Below are 21,091 nucleotides of genomic sequence, written 5' to 3' on the forward strand. Positions count from 1 at the left end.
GGCAGGTCTATCTGCCAGCTCCGTCGTCCATCATGGTGTTTGCCAGCGCCTCAAAGGCACTGCTGCATGCATTCCAAGCGGCTCAACCGGTGGTAACGAGGTTTGATCACCTCAACCCCTTATAGTTAATGCGCCTTTAACCTTCCCACCGATAGTCTGAGACCCGAATCTGCCGGAGTGCGCCACGCACCTGGCGAGTCCATGACAGACGGGGAAGAGCATGCGTTCAGGGGCCTCAGCACCGCTCGCGCTGGCCGATACGGGGCACGGCATCCAAGCCTTCGCGCGGCGTCAGGTCGGGCGGATGGTCGGCGCTGGGCTGTTCGCGCTCACCGCCTTTGGGGTCGCCAGCCTTGCCACGTGGAACGTCGCCGATCCGAGCTTCTCCCACGCGACGAACAACACCGTCACCAACGCCATGGGCTATGCGGGTGCCGTGTTCTCCGATCTGGCCATGCAGTTCTTCGGCCTCGCCGCCGTCGCAGCGCTGGTTCCGACGGTGATCTGGGGGTTCCTGCTGTTTTCCGCGCGCGGCATCGACAGGCTGCCCAAGCGCGGGCTGTCCTGGTTCGGCTTCGCGCTGTTGGCCGCGGCAATGGCCGGTTGTGTGGTGCCGCCCAAGACCTGGCCGCTCCCTACCGGCCTCGGCGGCGTGTTTGGCGACATGGTGCTGAAGATCCCCAGCGTCGTCATCGGCGGCTATCCGACCGGGCTTATCGCCAGCATCATCGCCATCCTGCTGGCCGCACCCGCGCTGTGGCTCTTTGCCCATGGGTCGGCGCTGATCGGACGCAAGAACGGATTTGCCGTCATGGAGGACGAGCCCGCTGATCCGCGCGAGGACGACCTTTTGTTCGACAATGATGAGGACGAAGGCGACGAGGGTATCCTGGCGCTCGGGGCAATTACTCATTGGTGGCTCTCGTTCCGCGCGTGGATGCACCGCCGCGCCGCGCGCCGAAGGCAGGAGCGTGACGAGTACGAGCCGGAGATGGAACAGCGCTCCACCGCCTGGCGGCGCGCCGCCGAACGGGTCGAATCGGCTGAGTTCGCTGAAACGCGGATGAGCCAGGCTGGCCGCGCCCGCGTCGAGCCCGAATTCTTCGCCGCCATGGTCAATGACCGCAGCGTCTCGCTCGACCCCGACGATGCCGATATTTTCGAAGCCGACGACGATCTGGATTTCGGGCCGGAACAGGAGCCCATCAGGCGCGGCACCACCAAGGTCCAGCCGTTCCGCTCCGATGCCGCCACCCGCGTCGAGGCACCGGCACCGCGTCCGGCTCCCGGCGCCCGTGTCCAGCGGGAGGCGCAGACATCGCTGATCGGCTCGGAAAAATTCGAAATGCCGTCGCTGCACTTCCTGTCGGAACCGAAGAACGTGGTGCGCGACGCCAGCCTGTCGAAGGACGCGCTGGAGCAGAATGCGCGCCTGCTCGAAGGCGTGCTGGAGGATTTCGGCGTCAAGGGCGAGATCATCGCCGTCCGTCCCGGTCCGGTGGTCACTCTCTATGAACTCGAACCGGCGCCTGGCATCAAATCGTCGCGGGTTATCGGCCTGTCCGACGACATCGCCCGCTCGATGAGCGCCATCGCCTGCCGCGTCGCCGTGGTGCCCGGCCGCAATGCCATCGGCATCGAACTGCCGAACGCCAAGCGCGAGACCGTCTATCTCAGGGAGATTCTGGCCAGCCGTGATTTCGAGACGACGAAGGCCAAGCTGGCGCTGGCGCTGGGCAAGACCATCAATGGCGAGGCGGTCATCGTCGACATCGCCAAGATGCCGCACGTGCTGGTCGCCGGCACCACCGGCTCGGGCAAATCGGTCGCCATCAACACCATGATCCTGTCGCTGCTCTACCGGCTGACGCCGCAGGATTGCCGGCTGATCATGATCGATCCGAAGATGCTGGAACTCTCGGTCTATGACGGCATCCCGCACCTGCTCACGCCGGTTGTTACCGATCCGAAGAAGGCTGTGGTGGCGCTGAAATGGACCGTGCGCGAGATGGAGGACCGCTACCGCAAGATGTCCAAGGTCGGCGTGCGCAACATCGACGGCTTCAATGCCCGCGTCAGCCAGGCGGACAAGAAGGGCGAAAAGATCTCACGCACCGTGCAGACCGGCTTCGACCGCCAGACCGGCGAGGCGATCTACGAGACCGAGAATCTCGATCTCGAGCCAATGCCCTATATCGTCGTCATCATCGACGAGATGGCCGACCTGATGATGGTCGCCGGCAAGGACATCGAGGGTGCGGTGCAGCGCCTGGCGCAGATGGCGCGCGCCGCCGGCATCCATGTCATCATGGCCACGCAGCGTCCGTCGGTCGACGTCATTACCGGCACCATCAAGGCCAATTTCCCGACCCGCATCTCCTTCCAGGTGACGTCGAAGATCGACAGCCGCACCATTCTGGGCGAACAGGGCGCCGAGCAGCTGCTCGGCATGGGCGACATGCTCTACATGGCCGGCGGCGGCCGTATCCAGCGCGTGCACGGCCCCTTCGTCGCCGACGAAGAGGTCGAGAAGATCGTCGCGCATCTGAAGCTGCAGGGCGTGCCGGAATATCTAGACGCCATCACCGAGGACGACGGCGAGGACGACGACGAGCCGTCCGGCAAGGGCGGTTCAGGCGGCGGTGGCGGCAACGGCAATTTCGAGGATTCCGACGATCCTTACGATCAGGCGGTTTCCGTTGTGCTGCGCGACGGCAAGGCCTCGACCAGCTATATCCAGCGCCGGCTGGGCATCGGCTACAACCGCGCCGCCTCGATCATCGAGAAGATGGAGAAGGAGGGCATCGTCGGCCCGGCCAACCATGCCGGCAAGCGCGAGATCCTGGTGCCGACCGAAGACGACAAGTTCTGACGAGAAGGCCTGATTCTGACGAGAAGGCCTGACGCTTGTGACAGCCGGTCCGGCAACCTGGAACGTTTCAAGGCGTTGAACCGACTGAGGGACGCTTGACCCGCCAAATTTCAGCCTAACTGGCGGTCCAAGCACAGAACAACTCAGGAATCAGATGAGAGTGACCGACATGAGAAATGATCCTTCAGCGCCCGGCAAAGTTGCTCCCTCACGGCGTCAGTTGCTGGGCCTCGGCCTGGCGATTGCAGGGGCGGCAGCCTTCAACGCGGTGCCCGGCTTCCAGGTGCTGGCCTCGGCGCAGGCGGCCGTGCCGGCCGCGGCACAGAAGATCGCCGATCATTTTTCCTCGGTCAAATCGATGAGCGGCGAATTCGTGCAGTTCGGCCCCAAGGGCGAGCAGACAGGCGGCAAGTTCTTCCTCGAACGGCCCGGCAAGATCCGCTTCAACTATGATGGCTCTTCAAACTTCCGGGTGATTTCAGACGGCAAGTCGGTGGTCATCCTGAACAAGAAGCTCAACACGTCAGATCTCTATCCGCTGTCGAAGACGCCTTTGAAGCTGCTGCTCGACGACAGGATCGACCTCTCCGGCGACCGGGTCAAAAGCGTCAAGCAGGAGGATGACCTTACTACCATCCAGCTCGCCGACAAATCGGTGTTCGGCAATTCGAAGATCACCATGATGTTCGATCCGAAAACCTTCGATTTGCGCCAGTGGACGATCACCGACGCGCAGGGCAAGGATACGACGGTGATGATCTTCAACACCAAGGAAGGCGTCAGCTTCGCGCCTGACACTTTTGCCATCGACTACACGGCGAACCGCGAGCTCAACACCAACAAGCCGCGCTAAGCCTGTCGTTATAGCTGTGGAAAGCAGCGGGCCGGGCCTCGTCGGGCGTTGCCCGGCTTGTCTTTGCCGCCCGCGGCTGGCAATTTCCCGGGCTGACTCCGTCAAAAGGCGTCTTCCCCGCCGGGACCCATCGGTTCTGGCCGGTTGCACGCTGTCCTGGATTGCCAATGCCCTTTTCCATCGCCACCTGGAACATCAACTCCGTTCGGCTGCGCATGCCGATCGTCGAACGCCTGCTCGTCGAGCATGCGCCTGACGTGCTCTGCCTGCAGGAAACCAAGGTTCCGGACGAGCTGTTTCCCGAAAAAGCCTTCCGCAAGCTCGGCTACGAGCACATCGCCTTCCATGGCCAGAAGGGCTATCACGGCGTCGCGACGGTGGCGCGGCGGCCGATCGAGGTGGTCGAGAAGCGACGCTTTTGCGAGATCGAGGACAGCCGGCACCTCTCGGTGACGGTGCGGGCCGGCGGCAAGGCGATCCTGCTGCACAATTTCTACGTTCCGGCCGGTGGCGACGAACCGGATCCCGTCATCAACAGGAAGTTCAAGCACAAACTCGATTTCGTCGCCGAGATGAATGCCATCCGGGCCGAGCATGACGAGGTGTCCGGCTCGGTGCTGGTCGGCGACCTCAACATCGCCCCGCTCGAACACGACGTCTGGTCGCACAAGCAACTGCTCAACGTCGTCAGCCACACGCCGGTCGAGACGGAAAATTTCGAGGCGATGCGCCTCGCCGGCAACTGGGTCGACCTGATGCGGCTCAACGTGCCGCATGAGCAGAAGCTCTACACCTGGTGGAGCTACCGAGCGCAGGATTGGGAAGCGTCTAACCGCGGCCGCCGGCTCGACCATGTCTGGTCGTCGCCAAATCTGGTGCCCAGCTTTTCCGGCTACGAGATCCTGCGCCTGGCGCGCGGCTGGGAGCGCCCGTCGGACCATGTGCCTGTCATCGCGCGGTTCGATCTGGATTAGGTGTGTCTATATTCAAGTGAGGCCGCCGGACTGCAAATGACGGCCTCCTGTACTACCGGTGCTTTCACTCGGAACCCGCCTTTTTCGACGCGGCCTGATCTGAATCTCAAACACACCCCAAAGCGCGCCAGACGGATTCAAACGACGCGCTTCAAGTCTTTGTCCTTGCGCGTGTCGTTGTCCCGAAATTGCGGCGCTGATACGCCTGCCGCGTGATCCAGCAGGTAGGGGTGGTCGCGGTGGCGCGTCGCCAGCATCCGCTGGGCCGCCTCGATAATTTTCGGCGCCGGGACATTGGCGACCAGGCCGGTTGGACTTGCGTGGCGGGACTCGATCACGTCCACGCAATTGGAAAGCGGCCTCCAACGGGCCATATTGGCGCCGCCACTGACGATGACCATCGGCGTCATCACGGTCGCCATGAGATGTGCCGTACCGCCTTCGGCGCCAATGTAAAGATCGGCAAACTCTCCGAGCGCCAGCAGAAGATCGCTGACATCGACACCCTCGACCGTGCTGGAATCGACAAGTTGCAGCTTCGGCACGCGTTGGGCCAGTTCTGCCACATCAGGGCCGTCCCCCGGGGTTTTCACATAGAGAAGATTTGCCCCGTCGGCGATCAAGCTGTCGGAGATAGCGACAACCTGATCCGCCGTCATGCGTTTGCCGCCGTCGCCATGCGCCGCGACAACGATCAAGGGAGCATGCTTGCCCTCCGCCAGGCTCCTGGCCGCCGCCCGCGCGGCCGGGGTGGGCTCCAGCCGATGGTCGAAAGGCAACCGTTTCCCCGCAAGTCGCTCGATGAGGCGGTGGTAACGCCATGCATTGTGCTCGGGTCGTGCTTCCGACCTTTGGCCAGGGCGCCAGGAAAGAGCGAAACCCGGAAAGTTCGCTTCATAGGCGATCCCGCGGCCGAGCAGCGACGCCGAGGCCTGGAGCAGCCAACGCGCCGAGATGCGGAAATCGACAACGGCCAATCGCCCCTTGCCCTTGCGGTGGCTGGCGACGAGATGCGCCAGAGGCGTCCGTACATTGATCGCATCGACCAAGTGGCCGGCATGGCGATCGAGGACATGTTCAAGGGACGACGAGCCGGTGGTTCCGTAGACGATAAAACTATCGGGGAACGCGGTTCTGGCGGCGCGCAAAGCCGGAATCCGGATCAATCCGTCGCCGAACGCGTCGTTGCGGGCATACAGGATGATCGTCTCATACCGAGCTGGCAGCATGCCTCGCTCCCCAGGAACCTGGTGGTGGCGGTGCCTGTTAGGCCGCCCGCCTTCGAGGGGTTCTGTAGGATTTCACCTGTTGCCTGTCAACGGAACCCTCAGGTCCGGGCGGCAGTACGGTCAGCCCGTATATCTGCGCCTCCATCTCAGCCGGAGAAGCGTGGCGCCAGCTCTTCGATGCGGCGGATCATCGCCTGGAAATCCTCCAGGATTCGCTGGTGCAACTGAACCGCCACTTCGGGATATTCCTCCAGGATACGGCGGAACATCTTGCGGCTGAGCCGGATCACTTCGGAATCGATTTCGGCCGATGCGCTGGTCAGCCGATTGGTGTCGGCGATCAAGGCCAGTTCGCTCAGGATCGTGCCGGGGCCGGCGGTGCCGATCGGGATGCGTTCGCCATCCTGCTCCCGATAGAGGACGATACGCCCGCTGACCACGATATAGGCCGAATCGGCCTCGTCGTCCTCGCGGTAAAGCTTGTGGTTGGCAAGCAGCCTGGTGTTCTCGGCGCCAAAGGCGAGCAGGCGCAATTGTTCCTGCGTGAAGCCCTCGAAGAGCCTCACGGCGGACAGGATGCGGATGTCGTCATCCAGCGCCATCTAGCTGTGTCCCCGAACGGTCAGTCCAATCCCTCCTTCACGAGTCGATCCTGAATCCCCCTCCGACAGGATCGCACCCGACAGCAGTCCCGCCCAGACCGCTCATTGGATAATGAAATGTTTAAGGAACCAGCTTGTAGCCACCGCTTTCTGTCACAAGAATTTCCGCATTGGAAGGATCGCGCTCGATCTTCTGGCGTAGCCGGTAGACATGAGTTTCCAGCGTGTGCGTAGTGACGCCGGAATTGTAGCCCCACACTTCCTCGAGCAGCACGTCGCGCGTCACCACCTTCTGGTCGGCGCGATAGAGATATTTGATGATCGAGGCCTCTTTCTCCGTCAGCCGCACCTTGCCGCCGCGCGGGTCGATCAGCAGTTTCTGGCTGGGCTTGAAGGTGTAAGGCCCAACCGAGAAAGTGGCGTCCTCGCTCTGCTCATGCTGGCGCAATTGCGCGCGAATGCGCGCGAGCAGCACAGCGAAACGGAACGGCTTCGTCACATAGTCGTTGGCGCCGGCTTCGAGGCCAAGGATCGTATCCGAATCGGTGTCGTGGCCGGTGAGCATGATGATGGGCGCCTTGTAGCCGCCCTTGCGCAGGATCTTTACCGCTTCGCGGCCATCCATGTCGGGCAGCCCGACATCCATGATAAGCAGATCGATGAGGCCGCCGCGCGCAGTGGCGACACCTTTTGCGGCAGTCGATTCCTGCAGCACGTCGAATTCCTCGTAAAGGGACAATTGCTCGACCAGGGTGCCGCGCAGGTCGTCATCGTCATCGACGATTAGAATGGTGCGTGAAGTCATGGATCAATCCGTTGTTTTGAAAAGAAAATTCAGTTGACCGCTGCCTGTTTATGCGGAAGCTGACCGGCACAACAGCCGATCACAGTGATTTGTTCCGTGGCACGATCATACAAGAAAAAACACGATCGCAATGCAGCCGGCGCAATTTTGCGAAAAGGGCTGCGCGTGCTGACCGTGCGGGCCAGGCCCGGCCATCCAAGCCAGGGCCTGCTGCAGGCCGGCAAAACGGTGTTTGCGTGCGCGCTGGGGGGCGGCGGTATCTCGGCCGACAAGCGCGAAGGCGACGGCGCCACGCCGCTGGCCTCGATGCGGATCCTGTCGGGATATTTCCGGGGAGATCAGTTCTCCAGCGGCCGCAAGACCCGTCTGACGATGACGCCGATCGGGCCTGATCTGGGCTGGTGCGAAGTGCCTGACGACCGCAATTACAACAGGCCGGTCAAGATCCCCTATGGTGCCAGCCACGAACGCATGCGGCGCGACGACCGGCTCTACGATGCCTGCCTGGTGCTCGACTGGAACGTGGCGCCACGCCGGCGCGGCCGCGGCAGCGCTATCTTCTTCCACCTGGCGCGCCCCGGCTTCACGCCGACGCAAGGCTGCGTGGCGGTGACGGCGCGAACCATGGCGCGGCTTTTGCCGCTGCTGTCGGATCGGACGGTGGTGAGGGTGGTGAGGTAGGGAGTAGGGAGTAGGGAGTAGGGAGTAGGGAGTGGATGCGCGTCGGCGCGCTTTAGCCCCCTATTCCTTTACTGCCTGTCTCCTTATTCCTTTGCCAGCCGATGTCGAGAAGGCCGAGGCGGCCCATTTCGCGGTCCATGGCGCGTGCAACGTCCTTGCGCCTGGCGCCGACGTCGCGCAGCTGCCGATCCGACAGGTCTTCGACGTTCTGGTGCGGGAGATTGATCGCGACCCGGGCATGGCGCAGCCAGTCAAGGGCCTCCGTCAGCCAGGCCGGACGGCGTGTCGATGAATTCAAAGCGATGATGGACATGGGGTGATCCGTTCTCTCCGGGCATCAAGTCCGGCTTGATAATGCTTCGATGGCTGGATCATGCCATATTGAAATTACTGTGAGAAACGAGTAGTTTTCTCTGGATCATCAAGTTTTCTTTGAGGATAAGATGACCCGCCTGCTGCCCGGAACTCGCGCCTTGAGGACGCTGGAAGCAGCGGCCCGGCACCTTAATTTCACCCGCGCCGCCGATGAGCTGGGCCTGACGCCAGCCGCCGTCAGCCACCAGATCAAGGAAATCGAGGATCAGCTCGGACTGGTGCTCTTTACACGCACCAGCCGCACCATCCGGCTGACCGAGGCGGGCGCTGTGCTGTTCGAGGCCTCCACCGACGCGCTCGACCTGCTAGGCCGGGCCGTTTCGCGGGCGCATAAGCTGACGCGCGGTACGGCCCTTTTGAAGGTGACGCTCGACGCACAGTTCGCGTCAAAATGGCTGATGCGTCGCGTCGACCATTTTCGCAAGCATCAGCCCCATATCGAGCTGAGATTCGACATCGCCTATGAACTGCGGGATTTCGAACTTGATGACATCGATGTCGGCATCCGCTTTGGTGCCGGCAAATACCCGGGACTTCGCGCCCACCGGCTGTTCGACAACATCCTCATTCCGGTGTGCAGCCCGAGCCTGTTGACCTCCGGTCCGCCGCTGCGCGAGCCGCGCGATCTTTTCAACCACACGCTTGCCCATATCGAGTGGTCGCGACAAGGCGTGACATGGCCGAACTGGCGGATGTGGATGGCGGCCGCCGGTGTCAACGATTTCGACGACAGCCGAACCGTCGTGTTCAAAAACTCTACAGATGCCGTCCAGGCGGCGCTCGACGGCAATGCCGTCGCGCTCGCCGATTTCGCCATGGTGGCGAACGACCTTTCCCAGGGAAGGCTGGTGCAGCCCTTTGAACTCGGCCTGCGGGTAGCGCCCGAGTTCGCGTATTTCCTGGTCTATCCCGAGAGTACCGCCGACGATCCGCGTATCGTCGCCTTTCGCGATTGGATTCTCGAGGAAGTCGCCAAGACGCGGACCTGAGATTGCGGCAGACTGTCAGGCTGCCGCGGCGCCGAACCAGCCGATCACGGCGCCGATGATCAGCAGCACGCCGAGCCAATGGCCGCCGTCGATGAGGGTCAGATCCCAGCCGAAATTCTCGTAGCGATGGTTGACCGAGAGCGTTGTGGCGACGAAGCCCAGCCAAAGCACGAAGCCGAAGATCAGCCCGGCGAGCAATGTCGGCTCGCCGCCCGTTATCGCGCCGACGACAAGCGCCAATATGTACGCCATGACCAGTTCGGCGACGAAGCTGATCACGAAGGGCAGAGGCGATTTTTTCATCGTGGTCGGATCAAGTTTGGCGGCTTTCAGCCATGGCTTGCTCAGGCCCATGTACCAGGCGGCGCCGAACAGCCATGCCACGATTGCGGCGGCGATCACCGCCAGCCAGTTCACTGCTGAAAAATCCATGAGTCCCCCCTCCAGATGCGGATATGATGGAACGCCTGTTCGGCGATGGCGTCAAGCAAAGCGCCAGACCGTCGTGCGCTTGACCAGCGCATCCTCCAGAGCCCGTGTGACGGCCACTTCATAGACCGCAAGGGGTTCCAGCCCGGACTTCGGCATATACGACCGGCCGGGGTCGCCGACAAGAATCTCGGCGCCGCGCGCCACTAGGGTTGAGAACCACGGCATCAGCCGGTCGGCGAAGGATCTGTCGTAGAAAACGTCGCCGGCCAGGATCATGTCCCATCCCGCATCGGTGCCGATGCAATCCGTGCCGAGGAATTCGATTATGACGTCGTTGGCCTCGGCATTGAGACAAATCGCGGTCGCGCAGAACGGATCGATGTCAGTTGCGATCACCTTCGCAGCGCCGGCCTTGGCGGCGGCGATGGCGACAAGGCCGGAGCCGGAGGCGAAGTCGAGGACGCGCTTGCCCCGCACGGCGCCGGGATTGTCCAGGACATAGCGGGCAAGGCCTTGGCCGCCGGCCCAGGCAAAGGCCCAGAAGGGCGGCGGCAGGCCAATCTCGACCAACTCGTCCTCGGTCCGCTGCCACAATTCATGTGCTTCATCAGCAAGATGAAGCAGGATTTCCGGCGCGTGCGGCGGCGCCATCAGCGCCGTGTTGTCGAGAATGAATTGTTTGGCGCTGTTCGGCGTCAGCGCCGTCACGGAGCCGGTGTCAAGCCGCCCATGCGGCAGACTTCCTTCCATTCGGCCGGCGTCACCGGCTGCACGGAAAGCCGCCCGAGCCGCACCAGAGCCATGTCCGCAAGCTTTGGATTGGCCTTGATCTCTTCCAGCGTCGGCGGGTTCGGCACATCCCTGACGGCGCGGATGTCGACGCATTCCCAGCGCGGATCATCCGACGTGGTGTCGGGATGGGCCAGCGCGCAGACCTCGGCGATGCCGACCACGTTCAACCCATCGTTGGAATGATAGAAGAAGCCGAGATCGCCGATCTGCATCGCCTTCATGTTGTTGCGTGCGGCGTAGTTGCGCACGCCATCCCATTGCGTGCCGGCCTTGCCTTTGGCCTTCAGCGCCTCAAAGGAGAAGACCGAAGGTTCGGATTTGAACAGCCAGTAGTTCATGTCTTTTCTGCTCCTGAGGGTCGCTCGCCGACGATCGGAATTAACTAGCCGGCGGCTTGTTGAACGTCCAGTTCCACGGGCGAATTTCGACGCTCTCGAACAGGCCGGCCTTGGCGTAGGGGTCGGCGGCTGAAAGGGCCTGTGCACCCGCCATGTCGGGCGCTTCGATGGCGACGAGGCTGCCATTGGGCTTGCCTTCGGCGTCAAGGAACGGACCGGCAAAAGCCAGTTTCTTGTCGCCATTCAGGCCTTCCAGGAAGGCGATATGCTCGGGCCGCGTGTCAAGGCGCACCTGCAGACTTCCCGGCTTGTCCTTGCAAATCACAGCAAACAGCATGGTCTCTCTCCTGGTCGTTGAATAGATGTCGTGGGATCAATCGTTGGTTTCGGTCTTCAGCGGCCGGGTCATCAAGGCCGTCACAGCCTGCCGGATGGTGATAGCGCCGTCCAGTATGGCAGCGACCGCGGCAATGATCGGCGCGTCGATATTGTGCTCTATGGCGATGCGGGCAGCGATCGCCGCCGTCGGCACGCCTTCGGCCAGCGGCAACCCGGCAAGAGGCTTGCCTTGCCCGAGCGCCAGCCCATAGGCGAAATTGCGCGATTGGGTGGACGAGCAGGTGAGCAGCAGGTCGCCAAGGCCGGAAAGCCCCATCAAGGTTTCAGGCCTCGCGCCGAAGGCGGCGCCGATGCGGCGCAGTTCGACAAAGCCGCGCGTCACCATGGCGGCCTGGGCGCTGGCGCCGAGACCGGCGCCGGTGACAGCACCTGCGGCGATGGCAAAGACATTCTTCAAGGCGCCGCCGATTTCGACGCCGATCAAGTCGTCATTCGAATAACAGCGCAGGTTCTCGGCCGAAAAGCGGGCTGCGAGATCGGCGGCGAGAGTCTCGTTGCGGGCGGCGACGACCACGGCCGTCGGCAGGCCGCGGGCGACATCGGTGGCGAAGCTTGGGCCCGACAGGGCCGCGACCGGATTTTGCGGCAGGATCTCTTCGACGATTGCCGACAGCAAGGCGCCTGTATCGCGCTCGATGCCCTTGGCGCAGAGAACGAGCGGGCTGCCGGCCGGCATATGGTCCTTCGCTGCTGCCAGCGTAGCCCGCAGCGACTGCGCCGGTGTCACCGCCAGCACGCAATCGGCGCCGTCGAGCGCGGCTTGGATGTTGCTCGTCGCCACGATGCCGGCCTGGAGCATAATGCCCGGCAGATAGCGTGGATTTTCGCCGCGGTCGATCGCGGCGACGGTCTCCGGGTCGCGCGCGTAAAGGCGGACGAAATGGCCGGCGCGCAGCATGGCCAGCGCCAAGGCAGTGCCCCAGGCCCCGCCGCCGAGCACGGCAACGCGCCAGCCGGTTGGCGCTGTGTCGTTGCGGCTCATTGCCCCCTCGTTCATGCCTTGGCTCCGCGCCGGCCGGAGCCGACCATCGGGGTCGAGATGCTGTCCAGCGGCCAGCGCGAGCGCGGCACGAAATCGAAGCCGTTGTCCTGCGCCATGCCTTGGCGCAGCCGCTCGATGCCAGCCCAGGCGATCATCGCCGCATTGTCGGTGCAAAGCTTTAGCGGCGGCGCAATGAAGGTGAAGCCGGATTCGGCGCAGAGCCGCTCAAGCATCGCCTTGATAGTACGGTTGGCGGCGACGCCGCCGGCAACGACCAGCGCCGGAGTCTTGGTGGCGGGAAATGTTTCTCGAAAGCGGGCCAACGCGCGAGAAACGCGGTCGGCCAGCGCATCGGCGACCGCCGCCTGGAACGAGGCACAGATGTCGGCGACATCCTGGTCGTTCAAGGGCTCAATCGCCGCCGCCGCCTGGCGCACGGCGGTCTTCAATCCGGAGAAGGAGAAATCGGGCTGTGCCGAGCCCTTCATCGGACGCGGAAAGACAAAGCGTGAGGCATTGCCGGTCTGTGCCGCCTTCTCGACATTCGGTCCGCCGGGATAGGGCAGGCCGAGCATCTTGGCCGTCTTGTCGAAGGCCTCGCCGAGCGCGTCGTCGATGGTGGTTGCCCAGCGCTGATAGTCACCGACTCCACGCACGGCGAGGATCTGCGTATGGCCGCCGGAGACCAGCAGCAGCAGATAGGGAAAATCGAGCCCGTCGGTCAGCCGTGCCGTCAAGGCATGACCTTCGAGATGGTTGATGGCGATCAGCGGCTTGTTGGCCGCCGCGGCGATCGCCTTGGCCGTCATCAGCCCGACGATCAGCCCGCCGACCAGGCCAGGACCGGCGGTCGCGGCGATCGCATCGATGTCGGCGAGCGCGACGCCCGAATCGGCAAGCGCCGCCTCGATGATGCCGTCCAGCGCCTCGACATGGGCGCGGGCCGCGATCTCCGGCACGACGCCGCCGAATGCGGCATGTTCCTCGATCTGGCTAAGCACGATGTTGGACAGGATTTTTGGCGCGGCATCGCCGTCTATCGCCACGACGCTGGCTGCGGTTTCGTCGCAACTCGTCTCTATGCCAAGAACGCGGATCAATTCGTCGCTATCCCAAGAGATTGTCTGTCAGGCCTTTCCCCGCTAGGAGAAGGGCCTGAAAAGGCCTCGGTTACTTTAGCCGCATTTCTGCGACCCCAAGTGGCTCCACTTGGCTGCAAAATGCTAAGGCCGGGGGGTATCACGGACCGCGCGCCATGCAAACAACCTTGAGAATCGGAACACGCGGCAGTCCGCTAGCACTGGCACAGGCGCATGAAACGCAGGCGCGACTGATGGCCGCGCATGGCATGCCGGCAGAGGCGTTCGAAATCGTCGTCATCTCGACCAGCGGCGACCGCATCCAGGATCGGCCGCTGTCGGAAGCCGGCGGCAAGGGCCTGTTCACCAAGGAGATCGAGGAGGCGCTGCTGGCGGGCCGGATCGACATCGCCGTGCACTCGTCGAAGGACATGCCGACGCAGCTGCCCGACGGTCTCGAATTGTCCGCCTTCCTGCCGCGCGAGGACGCGCGCGACGCCTTTGTCGGCAAGGCGGCGAAGACGATCGCCGAACTGCCGCAGGGAGCGAAAGTCGGCTCGTCGTCGCTGCGGCGGCAGGCGCTGATCCGCCGCATGCGGCCTGATCTCGACGTGGTGATGTTCCGCGGCAACGTGCAGACGCGGCTGCGCAAGCTCGACGAAGGCGTCGCCGCCGGCACCATCCTGGCTTATGCAGGGCTGAAGCGCCTTGGGCTCGAGCATGTCGTGACCGACCTGATACCGCTCGACATCTTCCCGCCGGCACCGGGGCAAGGCGCGATCTGCATCGAAACGCGTATCGGCGACCGCGATGTCGAAAAGATGCTGGCGGCTATCCATGATGTGCCGACCGGCCAGGCGCTGGCCTGCGAACGCGCCTTCCTGGCAGCGCTCGACGGTTCCTGCCGCACGCCGATCGCTGGTTATGCGACGATCGAGGACGGAAAACTGTCGTTCGCCGGACTGATCATCTCGCCCGACGGCACGCAGTCGCACACGGTCGAGCTGCAGGGACCGGCGCAGGACGCCGCCCGCATCGGCGATGAAGCCGCGCGGACGGTGCGGGCCAAAGCCGGCGAAAAGTTCTTCGACGGCTGGCTCTGAAATGCGTCGCGTCCTGGTGACGAGACCGGAACCGGGCGCCTCGCGCACCGCGCGGCAACTTAAGGAGACAGGGTTCCAGCCAATCCTGTTGCCCTTGACCGAAACGGTGGCTTTGCCGGTCGATGGCGGAGTGGTTCCAGACGATGCCGTCGCCGTGGCCGTCACCAGCGCCAATGCCGTGCGCCATGCGCCGAAGGAAATCATCGCGGCGTTCGCCGCGTTGCCTTGCCATGCCGTCGGCAAAAGGACGGCGCAAGCCGCGCGCGAAGCGGGGTTTTTGTCTGTCAGTGAAGGCCCAGGTAATGCCGAAGGTCTCGCCGACAGACTTGCTGGCGACCACTCAGGCAAGACGATTGCCTATCTCTGCGGGCGCGTGCGCTTTCCGGCATTCGAACAGAGGCTGCAGACGGCGGGCGTCCGGGTCCATGCCGTCGAGACATATGACACCCTGCAATTGGGTTATTCGGACGAGGCCATTGTTGCGATGTTGGCAGGCCAACCTGTCGACGCGGTGCTGCTCTATTCAACCAAGGCGGCTGCCGCGATCCAGGTGCTGGCCAGCCGGCTCGCTCTGCAAGGGCTGTTTGAGAAAACATGGTTTTTCGCGCTTTCGGCGCGCATCGCGGCAGCCCTCGACGATATCGCAAGCGAAAGAACCCGCATTGCCGCGCAGCCTGACGAGGAAGCCCTGCTGGCGCTTTTGCAGGAGCGGCTCTGAGCCGCGTCATCACACCGCCCCTTTTCACCGCTTGGTGATGTGCTAGACCCTTTTTGAACTATCGTGCGCCGCAAGGCGTTGAGACGAAGCGAATTGTGCGGAGCCAGGCATGGTCAAGACGCCGAAGATGCGACACTCGAAAAGCCGCCGCGAGCCGGTGACCATCGATCTGGAGCCAGGCGCCGTTTCACGCGTCGTCGACGAGGATGCAGCCAGGGCCCAGACAGACGAGGCGAAGGCTGAGGAAGCAGAGAACGCTTCGCAGGCTGAGGGCCCCGATGAGCCGGTGCATGCCGACCAGACCGACCTCGAGCCCTGGGAGCATGCCGACGCCCACGCCGAATCGGAGCAGCCAGCGGCGGCGGGCAAGGGCAGTAGTGAGGCTGAGCTCCCCTATCCCGGATCGTTCGACGGTCCCGAATCGTCCAACGATCCCGGATCGTCCGACGCGCCGGCCGGCAAAACCAAAGCCTTCGACTACAATTTCGAAGACGCATCGGCGAAGCGCACGCAGACCGACGGCAACAAAGCCAAAACCGAGGCCCGGGACGAGGAAATGGTACCGCCCCCGGCAAGGCGTAGCAGCTTCAACGGCATCGCTGCCGGTATCATCGGTGGCGTCATCGCGCTGCTCGGCGCCGGGGGGCTGCAATTTGCGGGCCTGCTCGGCGCGCCGGGCTCCAATGCCGGTGTCTCGCTCGAGGGCGTCAATGTCGAGATCGCTTCGCTGAAGAGCGAAATCGCCGGCTTGAAGGAAGCTGGCGGCAACAGCGATGCAGCAGCCAAGATAGTCGGGCTGTCTTCAGGCTTGGAGCAGGTCAGGGCCGATGTCGCGGCGCTGAAATCGGCGGTCGAATCCGGCGGAGCTGGCGACACTGCCGGGCTCGCCGCACTGGGCGACAGGATCAAGCAGATTGAATCGGAGGTCGCAGCACTTGGCAAGGCAGGCGGCACGGCGCCGGTCGATCTCGGCCCGCTCAACGAAAAACTGGCCGGCCTCGATACACTGGTGAAGTCGACAGGCGCGGCGATGACAGCGCAAGATGGCAGGCTCACCGCATTGGAGCAGTCGGTGTCGCAACTTTCCGGCAAGGTAGAAGCGACGGCCGGACAGCCGAAGATCGCGCTCGCCATCGCCGCGTCGGCATTGAAGGCGGCGCTCGAGCGTGGCGGGCCGTTTGCGGCCGAACTCGAAACCCTCGCCGCGATTTCACCGGACGCGCCGCAGCTTGCGACCTTGCGCCCCTATGCTGAAAAGGGCGTCTCCACCCGCACCGAGATCGCCTCGCAGACAGATGCCGCCGCCACTGCCATGGTCGCCGCGGCAACCCCTGTCGATGAGAATGCCGGCTTCCTGCAGAACCTTTTGTCGAGCGCCGAATCGCTGGTGAAGGTCAGGCCGATCGGCGCTGTCGAAGGTGCTGGAGCGCCCGAGATCGTCGCGCGGATGGAAGCGGCGGTCAAACAGGGCGACTACGCCAAGGCACTCAGTGAATATGACACGCTGCCGCAAGCCGCCAAGGCTGCCGGCGCCGACTTTGCCGGCAAACTGAAGGCACGCATCGAAGTCGAAACGCAGGTCGACGCACTGATCTCCGGCGCGATGAAGGCATGAGGGCAACAGAATGATCCGCCTGCTGGGCTTCCTCATCGTCGTTTTCGCGCTCGGATTGGGCTTTGCCTGGCTGGCCGACCGTCCGGGCGACATGGTCGTCACCTTCAGCGGCTATCAATACCAGGTCAGCCTGATGGTGGCGGCGGTGGCTGTCGTCGCGGTCGTCGCCGCGGTGATGATCCTGTGGTGGCTGCTCAAGTCGCTGTGGAACAGCCCCTACACCATCTCGCGCTATTTCCGCGTCCGCCGTCGCGATCGCGGCTATCAGGCGCTGTCGACCGGCATGATCGCCGCCGGCGCCGGTGACGGGGCGCTGGCCCGCAAGAAGACCAAGGAAGCGGCCAAGCTGATCCGTTCCGACCAGGAACCGCTGATCCATCTGCTGGAGGCGCAGGCGTCGCTGCTCGAAGGCGATCATGAAGGAGCGCGGCAGAAATTCGAGAGCATGCTCGACGATCCCGAAATGCGGCTGCTTGGCCTGCGCGGGCTCTATCTCGAAGCTGAACGGCTCGGCGACCGCAACGCCGCCAGACACTACGCCGGCCGCGCCGCGGCGGTGGCGCCGCAGCTGGCCTGGGCCGCCGAATCGACGCTGGAAGAGTTGACGGCGCGCGGCGACTGGGACGGTGCCTTGAAACTGGTCGACGCGCAGAAGGCGACACGGCAGATCGAGCGCGAAGCCGCCAATCGCCGCCGCGCCGTGCTGTTGACCGCCAAGGCGCAGGCGCTCGCCGACAGCGATCCCGCTGCCGCCAGAACCGCGGCGATCGAGGCCAACCGGCTTCGGCCGGACTTCGCGCCCGCCGCCGTTGCCGCCGCCGCGGCATTCTTCAAGCAGAACGACGTGCGCAAGGGCTCAAAGATCCTCGAGGCGGCGTGGAAGGCCGAGCCGCACCCTGAGGTCGCCGAGCTCTATACACATGCAAGGCCGGGTGACGCCGTGCTCGACCGCCTCAACCGGGCGAAGAAGCTGCAGGAGATGAAGAAGAACCACGCCGAATCGTCGATGACGGTGGCGCGCGCCGCACTCGACGCGCAGGACTTCTCGACCGCCCGCCGCGAGGCCGAGGCCGCGATCCGGATGGACCGCCGCGAGGGCGCCTATCTGCTGCTCGCGGACATCGAGGAGGCCGAGACCGGCGACCAGGGTAAGGTGCGGCAGCTGCTGTCGAGGGCGGTACGGGCGCCGCGCGATCCGGCCTGGGTCGCCGACGGCGTGGTGTCGGAACGCTGGGCGCCGGTATCGCCGATCACGGGTCGGCTAGATGCCTTCGAGTGGCGCGCCCCGATGGAGCGTCTCGGCCAGTTGATCGACAGCCATGACGATGCACCGGCCAGTGCGGCGCCGGTCGTTGAAGCACTGGCAAAGCCGACGAGCGAGAAGAGGCCGGTCGAGGTGATCGATGAAAGCCGCCCGACCGGGACCGCGGATAAGGACACCGAGAGCCAAGAGGATCATGTCAGGCCGATCACGGCGGCGGCCTTCGCCGCGGTGCCGACGGATGCCGAGGGCGTCGAGCCGGCCGAGGAGCATACGCGGCTGCCGGATGATCCCGGCGTCGATCCGGACGAGGAAGCGGAAAAATCGCCACGCCGGTTTCGGTTGTTTTGAATTGGGCCGGCCGCCAGGCCCCTCTGACTCAAGGAAATAGAGCATGATGTCTGGACAAACGGGTCCCGTTTGTCCGAGAAAACCGCTTCACACTTTTCGGCATCATGCTCTGAGGAATGGATCTATGTTTGAACGCGTTCTGTCATTTCTCAGGGATTTGCCGTCCGGCGCTGGCGCGCGTTCCAGTACGGACGATCCCCGCGTTGCGGCTTCGGCGCTGCTCTACCATGTGATGAACGCCGATGGCGTGCGCCAGGATGTCGAATGGGAGCGGTTCAAGGCGGTGCTGGCGCAGAGCTACTCGATCAGCGGTGCCGAACTTGAAGCGCTTGTCGCCGCCGGCGAGCGGGCCGACAATGAGGCGATCGACCTCTATGCCTTCACCAGTGTCTTGAAGCGTCATCTCGATGCCGATGCGCGCAAGGCCTTCATCGGCCTGATGTGGGAAATCGTCTATGCCGATGGCGAGCTGCACGAGCTGGAGGACAACACTGTCTGGCGCGTCGCCGAGCTGATCGGCGTCGAGCGCAGCGACCGTGTCGAGGCGCGCCGCAAGGCGGCCGCACTTGCACCTGGCGCCACCGGAACATCGAGCGACGAATAGGTTTTCGCCTTCCCATGCCGCGCCAAACGAGTTCGAAGCCGAAGATACTGATCGTGCTGCATCAGGAGAATTCGAGCCCCGGGCGCGTCGGCCATATGCTGCTGGAAGAGGGTTTCGAGCTCGACGTTCGACGTCCGCCGCTGGGCGACACTTTGCCGGACACGCTGGACGGCCATGCCGGCACGGTGGTGTTCGGCGGGCCGATGAGTGCCAATGACGAGGATGAATTCGTCCGCCGCGAGACCAGTTGGCTGGAAATACCGCTCAGGGAGAACCGGCCGTGCCTCGGCATCTGCCTTGGCGCGCAGATGCTGGTCAACCATCTCGGCGGCAAGGTCGAGGGCCACGGCGAAGGGCTGGTCGAGATCGGCTGGTATCCGCTGAAGGCGACCGAAGCCGGCAAGCAACTGATGCATTGGCCTGAGATGGTCTATCAGTTCCACCGCGAGGGCTTTTCGCTACCCAAGGACGCAACGCTGCTGGCGACGGCCGAGACCTATCCCAATCAGGCCTTCCGCTATGGTGACAATGCCTGGGGCATCCAGTTCCATGGCGAGCTGACCAGGGTGATGATGCAGCGCTGGGTGGTGCGCGGCGCGCATCGCTTCGAGCTGCCGGGCGCGCAGCCCGGCCGCGATCATCTCGGCGGCCGGCTGATCTGGGACATGCATCTCAGGCGATGGCTGGACGAGTTCCTGCGTCTGATCTTCGGCAAGCCGGCCGCTCGATAAGACACGTCAATTGCGCCCGCTGAGATGGCGCACCCTGCGTAGTTGAGGGAACAACACCACCCACAATCCGGCGACGACGATCGCGCCGAAACCGCCGACCACGACGGCCGGTACCGTGCCGATCAGTGCTGCCATCGTTCCGGCCCGGAATTCGCCGACCTCGTTGGAAGCTCCGACGAAGACCTGGTTGACGGCATTGACGCGGCCACGCACATGGTCGGGCGTCCACAGCTGGATCAAGGTCTCCCTGATGTAAACGCTGAACATGTCGGTCGCGCCAAGGAAGGCAAGGGCGACGATCGACAGCCAGGTGATGGTCGACAGGCCAAACAGCACGGTGAAGGCGCCGAACGCGGCGACAAAGCCGAGCATGATCAAACCCGCATGGTTGCGGATCGGATGGCCGGCCAGCCAGACGGCGACGCAGATGGCGCCGACACCCGGGGCCGAGCGCAGCAGACCGAGACCCCAGGGGCCGAGCTGAAGGATGTCGCGCGCGTAGACCGGCAGCAGCGCCGAGGCGCCGGACAGGAGCACCGCGAACAGATCGAGCGAAATAGCCCCCAGCACGATCTTCTCGCTCCAGATGTAGCTGAACCCACCGAACAGGTTCTGCATCGTCGGCTTTTCGGTCTCCGTGCGTTGCGACGGCTTCGGGATGGTGAAGATCAGCAGCCCGGACACAAGCATCAGGGCGGCGGCTGTGCCGTAGGCCACTTCCGGCGACACGCCGTAGAGCAGGCCGCCGGCAACTGGACCGACTATGGTCGCCGTCTGCCAGGCCGATGAATTCCAGGCGATGGCGTTGGCGAAGTCCTCAGGCGGCAACAGATTGGCGAACAGCGAGGCGGAGGCCGGACCGAAGAAGGCGCGGGCGATGCCAAACATGGCAAGCACGGCGAAGATCGGCAGCGGTCCGCTGATGCCGCGCAGCGTCAGAAGCAGCAGCGTCAGCGCGCAGATCGCTTCCAGCACCACCGCCAGCGCCATGATCAGCCGACGCCCGAAGCGGTCGGCGACGACGCCGGTGACCAGCACCAGCAGCAGCGAAGGCAGGAACTGGACGATGCCGACCAGGCCGAGATCGAGCGGGTTCCGGGTCAGGTCGTACATCTGCCAGCCGACAGCGACGGACACGATCATGGTGGCGAAGGTGGTGAGAAAACGCGCCGCCCAATAGCTCAGGAAGGAGCGATGGCGGAACGCGGCATAGCGCTGGTCGGGCAATATCTGTTCGGTTGTCATGGATTCAAGAGGCCCCGTTGTGATGGCATCAGCTGGCGGGGCACTTCCACGATGGGCGCTG

22 protein-coding genes are annotated in these 21,091 nt (G+C 63.9%); 11 read left to right on the forward strand and 11 right to left on the reverse strand.

The window, feature by feature from the left end; translation table 11 throughout:
* Positions 1 to 220: 220 nt before the first annotated feature.
* From NKJ90_RS13905 to NKJ90_RS13915, 3 genes are all read left to right on the forward strand, one after another.
* Positions 221 to 2,872, forward strand: a complete 2,652-nt coding sequence (locus NKJ90_RS13905; protein ID WP_023760942.1) for a DNA translocase FtsK — start codon at positions 221 to 223, stop codon at positions 2,870 to 2,872.
* 154 nt (positions 2,873 to 3,026) lie between these two features.
* On the forward strand, positions 3,027 to 3,725 hold the full coding sequence (locus NKJ90_RS13910) for an outer-membrane lipoprotein carrier protein LolA (RefSeq protein WP_502904907.1): 699 nt from the start codon (positions 3,027 to 3,029) through the stop codon (positions 3,723 to 3,725).
* 167 nt (positions 3,726 to 3,892) lie between these two features.
* Positions 3,893 to 4,699 (forward strand): exodeoxyribonuclease III, encoded by an 807-nt coding sequence (locus NKJ90_RS13915; RefSeq protein ID WP_023760940.1) that lies wholly within the window; start codon positions 3,893 to 3,895, stop codon positions 4,697 to 4,699.
* 137 nt (positions 4,700 to 4,836) lie between these two features.
* On the opposite strand, the gene NKJ90_RS13920 is transcribed toward NKJ90_RS13915, so the two are convergent.
* The 3 genes from NKJ90_RS13920 to NKJ90_RS13930 all read right to left on the reverse strand — a co-directional run bounded on the left by NKJ90_RS13920 (position 4,837) and on the right by NKJ90_RS13930 (position 7,335).
* Positions 4,837 to 5,928: a glycosyltransferase family 9 protein gene (locus NKJ90_RS13920; RefSeq protein WP_023760939.1), complete on the reverse strand. Its 1,092-nt coding sequence runs from the start codon at positions 5,926 to 5,928 to the stop codon at positions 4,837 to 4,839.
* A gap of 146 nt (positions 5,929 to 6,074) precedes the next feature.
* Positions 6,075 to 6,530 (reverse strand): cyclic nucleotide-binding domain-containing protein, encoded by a 456-nt coding sequence (locus NKJ90_RS13925; RefSeq protein ID WP_023760938.1) that lies wholly within the window; start codon positions 6,528 to 6,530, stop codon positions 6,075 to 6,077.
* 121 nt (positions 6,531 to 6,651) lie between these two features.
* Positions 6,652 to 7,335, reverse strand: a complete 684-nt coding sequence (locus tag NKJ90_RS13930; RefSeq protein ID WP_023760937.1) for a response regulator transcription factor — start codon at positions 7,333 to 7,335, stop codon at positions 6,652 to 6,654.
* A gap of 144 nt (positions 7,336 to 7,479) precedes the next feature.
* On the opposite strand from NKJ90_RS13930, the gene NKJ90_RS13935 reads away from it, so the two are divergent.
* On the forward strand, positions 7,480 to 8,016 hold the full coding sequence (locus tag NKJ90_RS13935; RefSeq protein ID WP_198032260.1) for a L,D-transpeptidase family protein: 537 nt from the start codon (positions 7,480 to 7,482) through the stop codon (positions 8,014 to 8,016).
* A gap of 52 nt (positions 8,017 to 8,068) precedes the next feature.
* On the opposite strand, the gene NKJ90_RS13940 is transcribed toward NKJ90_RS13935, so the two are convergent.
* Positions 8,069 to 8,329: a hypothetical protein gene (locus tag NKJ90_RS13940; RefSeq protein WP_023760935.1), complete on the reverse strand. Its 261-nt coding sequence runs from the start codon at positions 8,327 to 8,329 to the stop codon at positions 8,069 to 8,071.
* Positions 8,330 to 8,459: 130 nt separating this feature from the next.
* Here NKJ90_RS13940 and gcvA point away from each other — a divergent pair, with 130 nt between their 5' ends.
* Positions 8,460 to 9,380 carry a transcriptional regulator GcvA gene (gcvA, locus tag NKJ90_RS13945; protein ID WP_023760934.1) on the forward strand — a complete coding sequence of 307 codons (921 nt, stop codon included), beginning with the start codon at positions 8,460 to 8,462 and terminating at the stop codon, positions 9,378 to 9,380.
* 15 nt (positions 9,381 to 9,395) lie between these two features.
* On the opposite strand, the gene NKJ90_RS13950 is transcribed toward gcvA, so the two are convergent.
* Genes NKJ90_RS13950 through tsaD form a run of 6 tightly spaced genes read right to left on the reverse strand, consistent with a single transcriptional unit; the run spans position 9,396 to position 13,420 of the window.
* Positions 9,396 to 9,812 carry a DUF1761 domain-containing protein gene (locus NKJ90_RS13950; RefSeq protein WP_023760933.1) on the reverse strand — a complete coding sequence of 139 codons (417 nt, stop codon included), beginning with the start codon at positions 9,810 to 9,812 and terminating at the stop codon, positions 9,396 to 9,398.
* 51 nt (positions 9,813 to 9,863) lie between these two features.
* Positions 9,864 to 10,463: a class I SAM-dependent methyltransferase gene (locus NKJ90_RS13955; protein ID WP_245266795.1), complete on the reverse strand. Its 600-nt coding sequence runs from the start codon at positions 10,461 to 10,463 to the stop codon at positions 9,864 to 9,866.
* A gap of 53 nt (positions 10,464 to 10,516) precedes the next feature.
* Positions 10,517 to 10,942 carry an EVE domain-containing protein gene (locus NKJ90_RS13960; protein ID WP_023760931.1) on the reverse strand — a complete coding sequence of 142 codons (426 nt, stop codon included), beginning with the start codon at positions 10,940 to 10,942 and terminating at the stop codon, positions 10,517 to 10,519.
* A 40-nt stretch (positions 10,943 to 10,982) separates the two neighbouring features.
* Positions 10,983 to 11,279, reverse strand: a complete 297-nt coding sequence (locus tag NKJ90_RS13965) for a YciI-like protein (protein ID WP_023760930.1) — start codon at positions 11,277 to 11,279, stop codon at positions 10,983 to 10,985.
* 36 nt (positions 11,280 to 11,315) lie between these two features.
* Positions 11,316 to 12,338 (reverse strand): NAD(P)H-dependent glycerol-3-phosphate dehydrogenase, encoded by a 1,023-nt coding sequence (locus NKJ90_RS13970; protein WP_352486156.1) that lies wholly within the window; start codon positions 12,336 to 12,338, stop codon positions 11,316 to 11,318.
* On the reverse strand, positions 12,335 to 13,420 hold the full coding sequence (gene tsaD / locus NKJ90_RS13975; protein WP_198032259.1) for a tRNA (adenosine(37)-N6)-threonylcarbamoyltransferase complex transferase subunit TsaD: 1,086 nt from the start codon (positions 13,418 to 13,420) through the stop codon (positions 12,335 to 12,337). The genes NKJ90_RS13970 and tsaD overlap by 4 nt, the downstream gene beginning before the upstream one ends.
* 158 nt (positions 13,421 to 13,578) lie before the next feature.
* On the opposite strand from tsaD, the gene hemC reads away from it, so the two are divergent.
* The 6 genes from hemC to NKJ90_RS14005 all read left to right on the forward strand — a co-directional run bounded on the left by hemC (position 13,579) and on the right by NKJ90_RS14005 (position 19,785).
* Entirely contained in the window at positions 13,579 to 14,505 is a 927-nt protein-coding gene (gene hemC, locus NKJ90_RS13980) for a hydroxymethylbilane synthase (protein WP_023760927.1), read from the forward strand.
* Between the two features lies 1 nt (position 14,506).
* Complete coding sequence (locus NKJ90_RS13985; protein WP_023760926.1) at positions 14,507 to 15,223, forward strand: uroporphyrinogen-III synthase; 717 nt, start codon at positions 14,507 to 14,509, stop codon at positions 15,221 to 15,223.
* Positions 15,224 to 15,332: 109 nt separating this feature from the next.
* Entirely contained in the window at positions 15,333 to 16,838 is a 1,506-nt protein-coding gene (locus NKJ90_RS13990) for a COG4223 family protein (RefSeq protein WP_023760925.1), read from the forward strand.
* Between the two features lie 10 nt (positions 16,839 to 16,848).
* Positions 16,849 to 18,450, forward strand: coding sequence for a heme biosynthesis protein HemY (locus tag NKJ90_RS13995; RefSeq protein WP_352486157.1), 1,602 nt, complete (start codon positions 16,849 to 16,851; stop codon positions 18,448 to 18,450).
* A gap of 124 nt (positions 18,451 to 18,574) precedes the next feature.
* Complete coding sequence (locus NKJ90_RS14000) at positions 18,575 to 19,054, forward strand: tellurite resistance TerB family protein (protein WP_023760924.1); 480 nt, start codon at positions 18,575 to 18,577, stop codon at positions 19,052 to 19,054.
* Positions 19,055 to 19,068: 14 nt separating this feature from the next.
* Complete coding sequence (locus tag NKJ90_RS14005) at positions 19,069 to 19,785, forward strand: glutamine amidotransferase (protein WP_023760923.1); 717 nt, start codon at positions 19,069 to 19,071, stop codon at positions 19,783 to 19,785.
* Positions 19,786 to 19,791: 6 nt separating this feature from the next.
* On the opposite strand, the gene NKJ90_RS14010 is transcribed toward NKJ90_RS14005, so the two are convergent.
* On the reverse strand, positions 19,792 to 21,030 hold the full coding sequence (locus NKJ90_RS14010) for an MFS transporter (RefSeq protein ID WP_023760922.1): 1,239 nt from the start codon (positions 21,028 to 21,030) through the stop codon (positions 19,792 to 19,794).
* Between the last annotated feature and the right edge of the window lie 61 nt (positions 21,031 to 21,091).

Source organism: Mesorhizobium sp. M0051, from assembly GCF_040323235.1.
Lineage (GTDB): Bacteria > Pseudomonadota > Alphaproteobacteria > Rhizobiales > Rhizobiaceae > Mesorhizobium.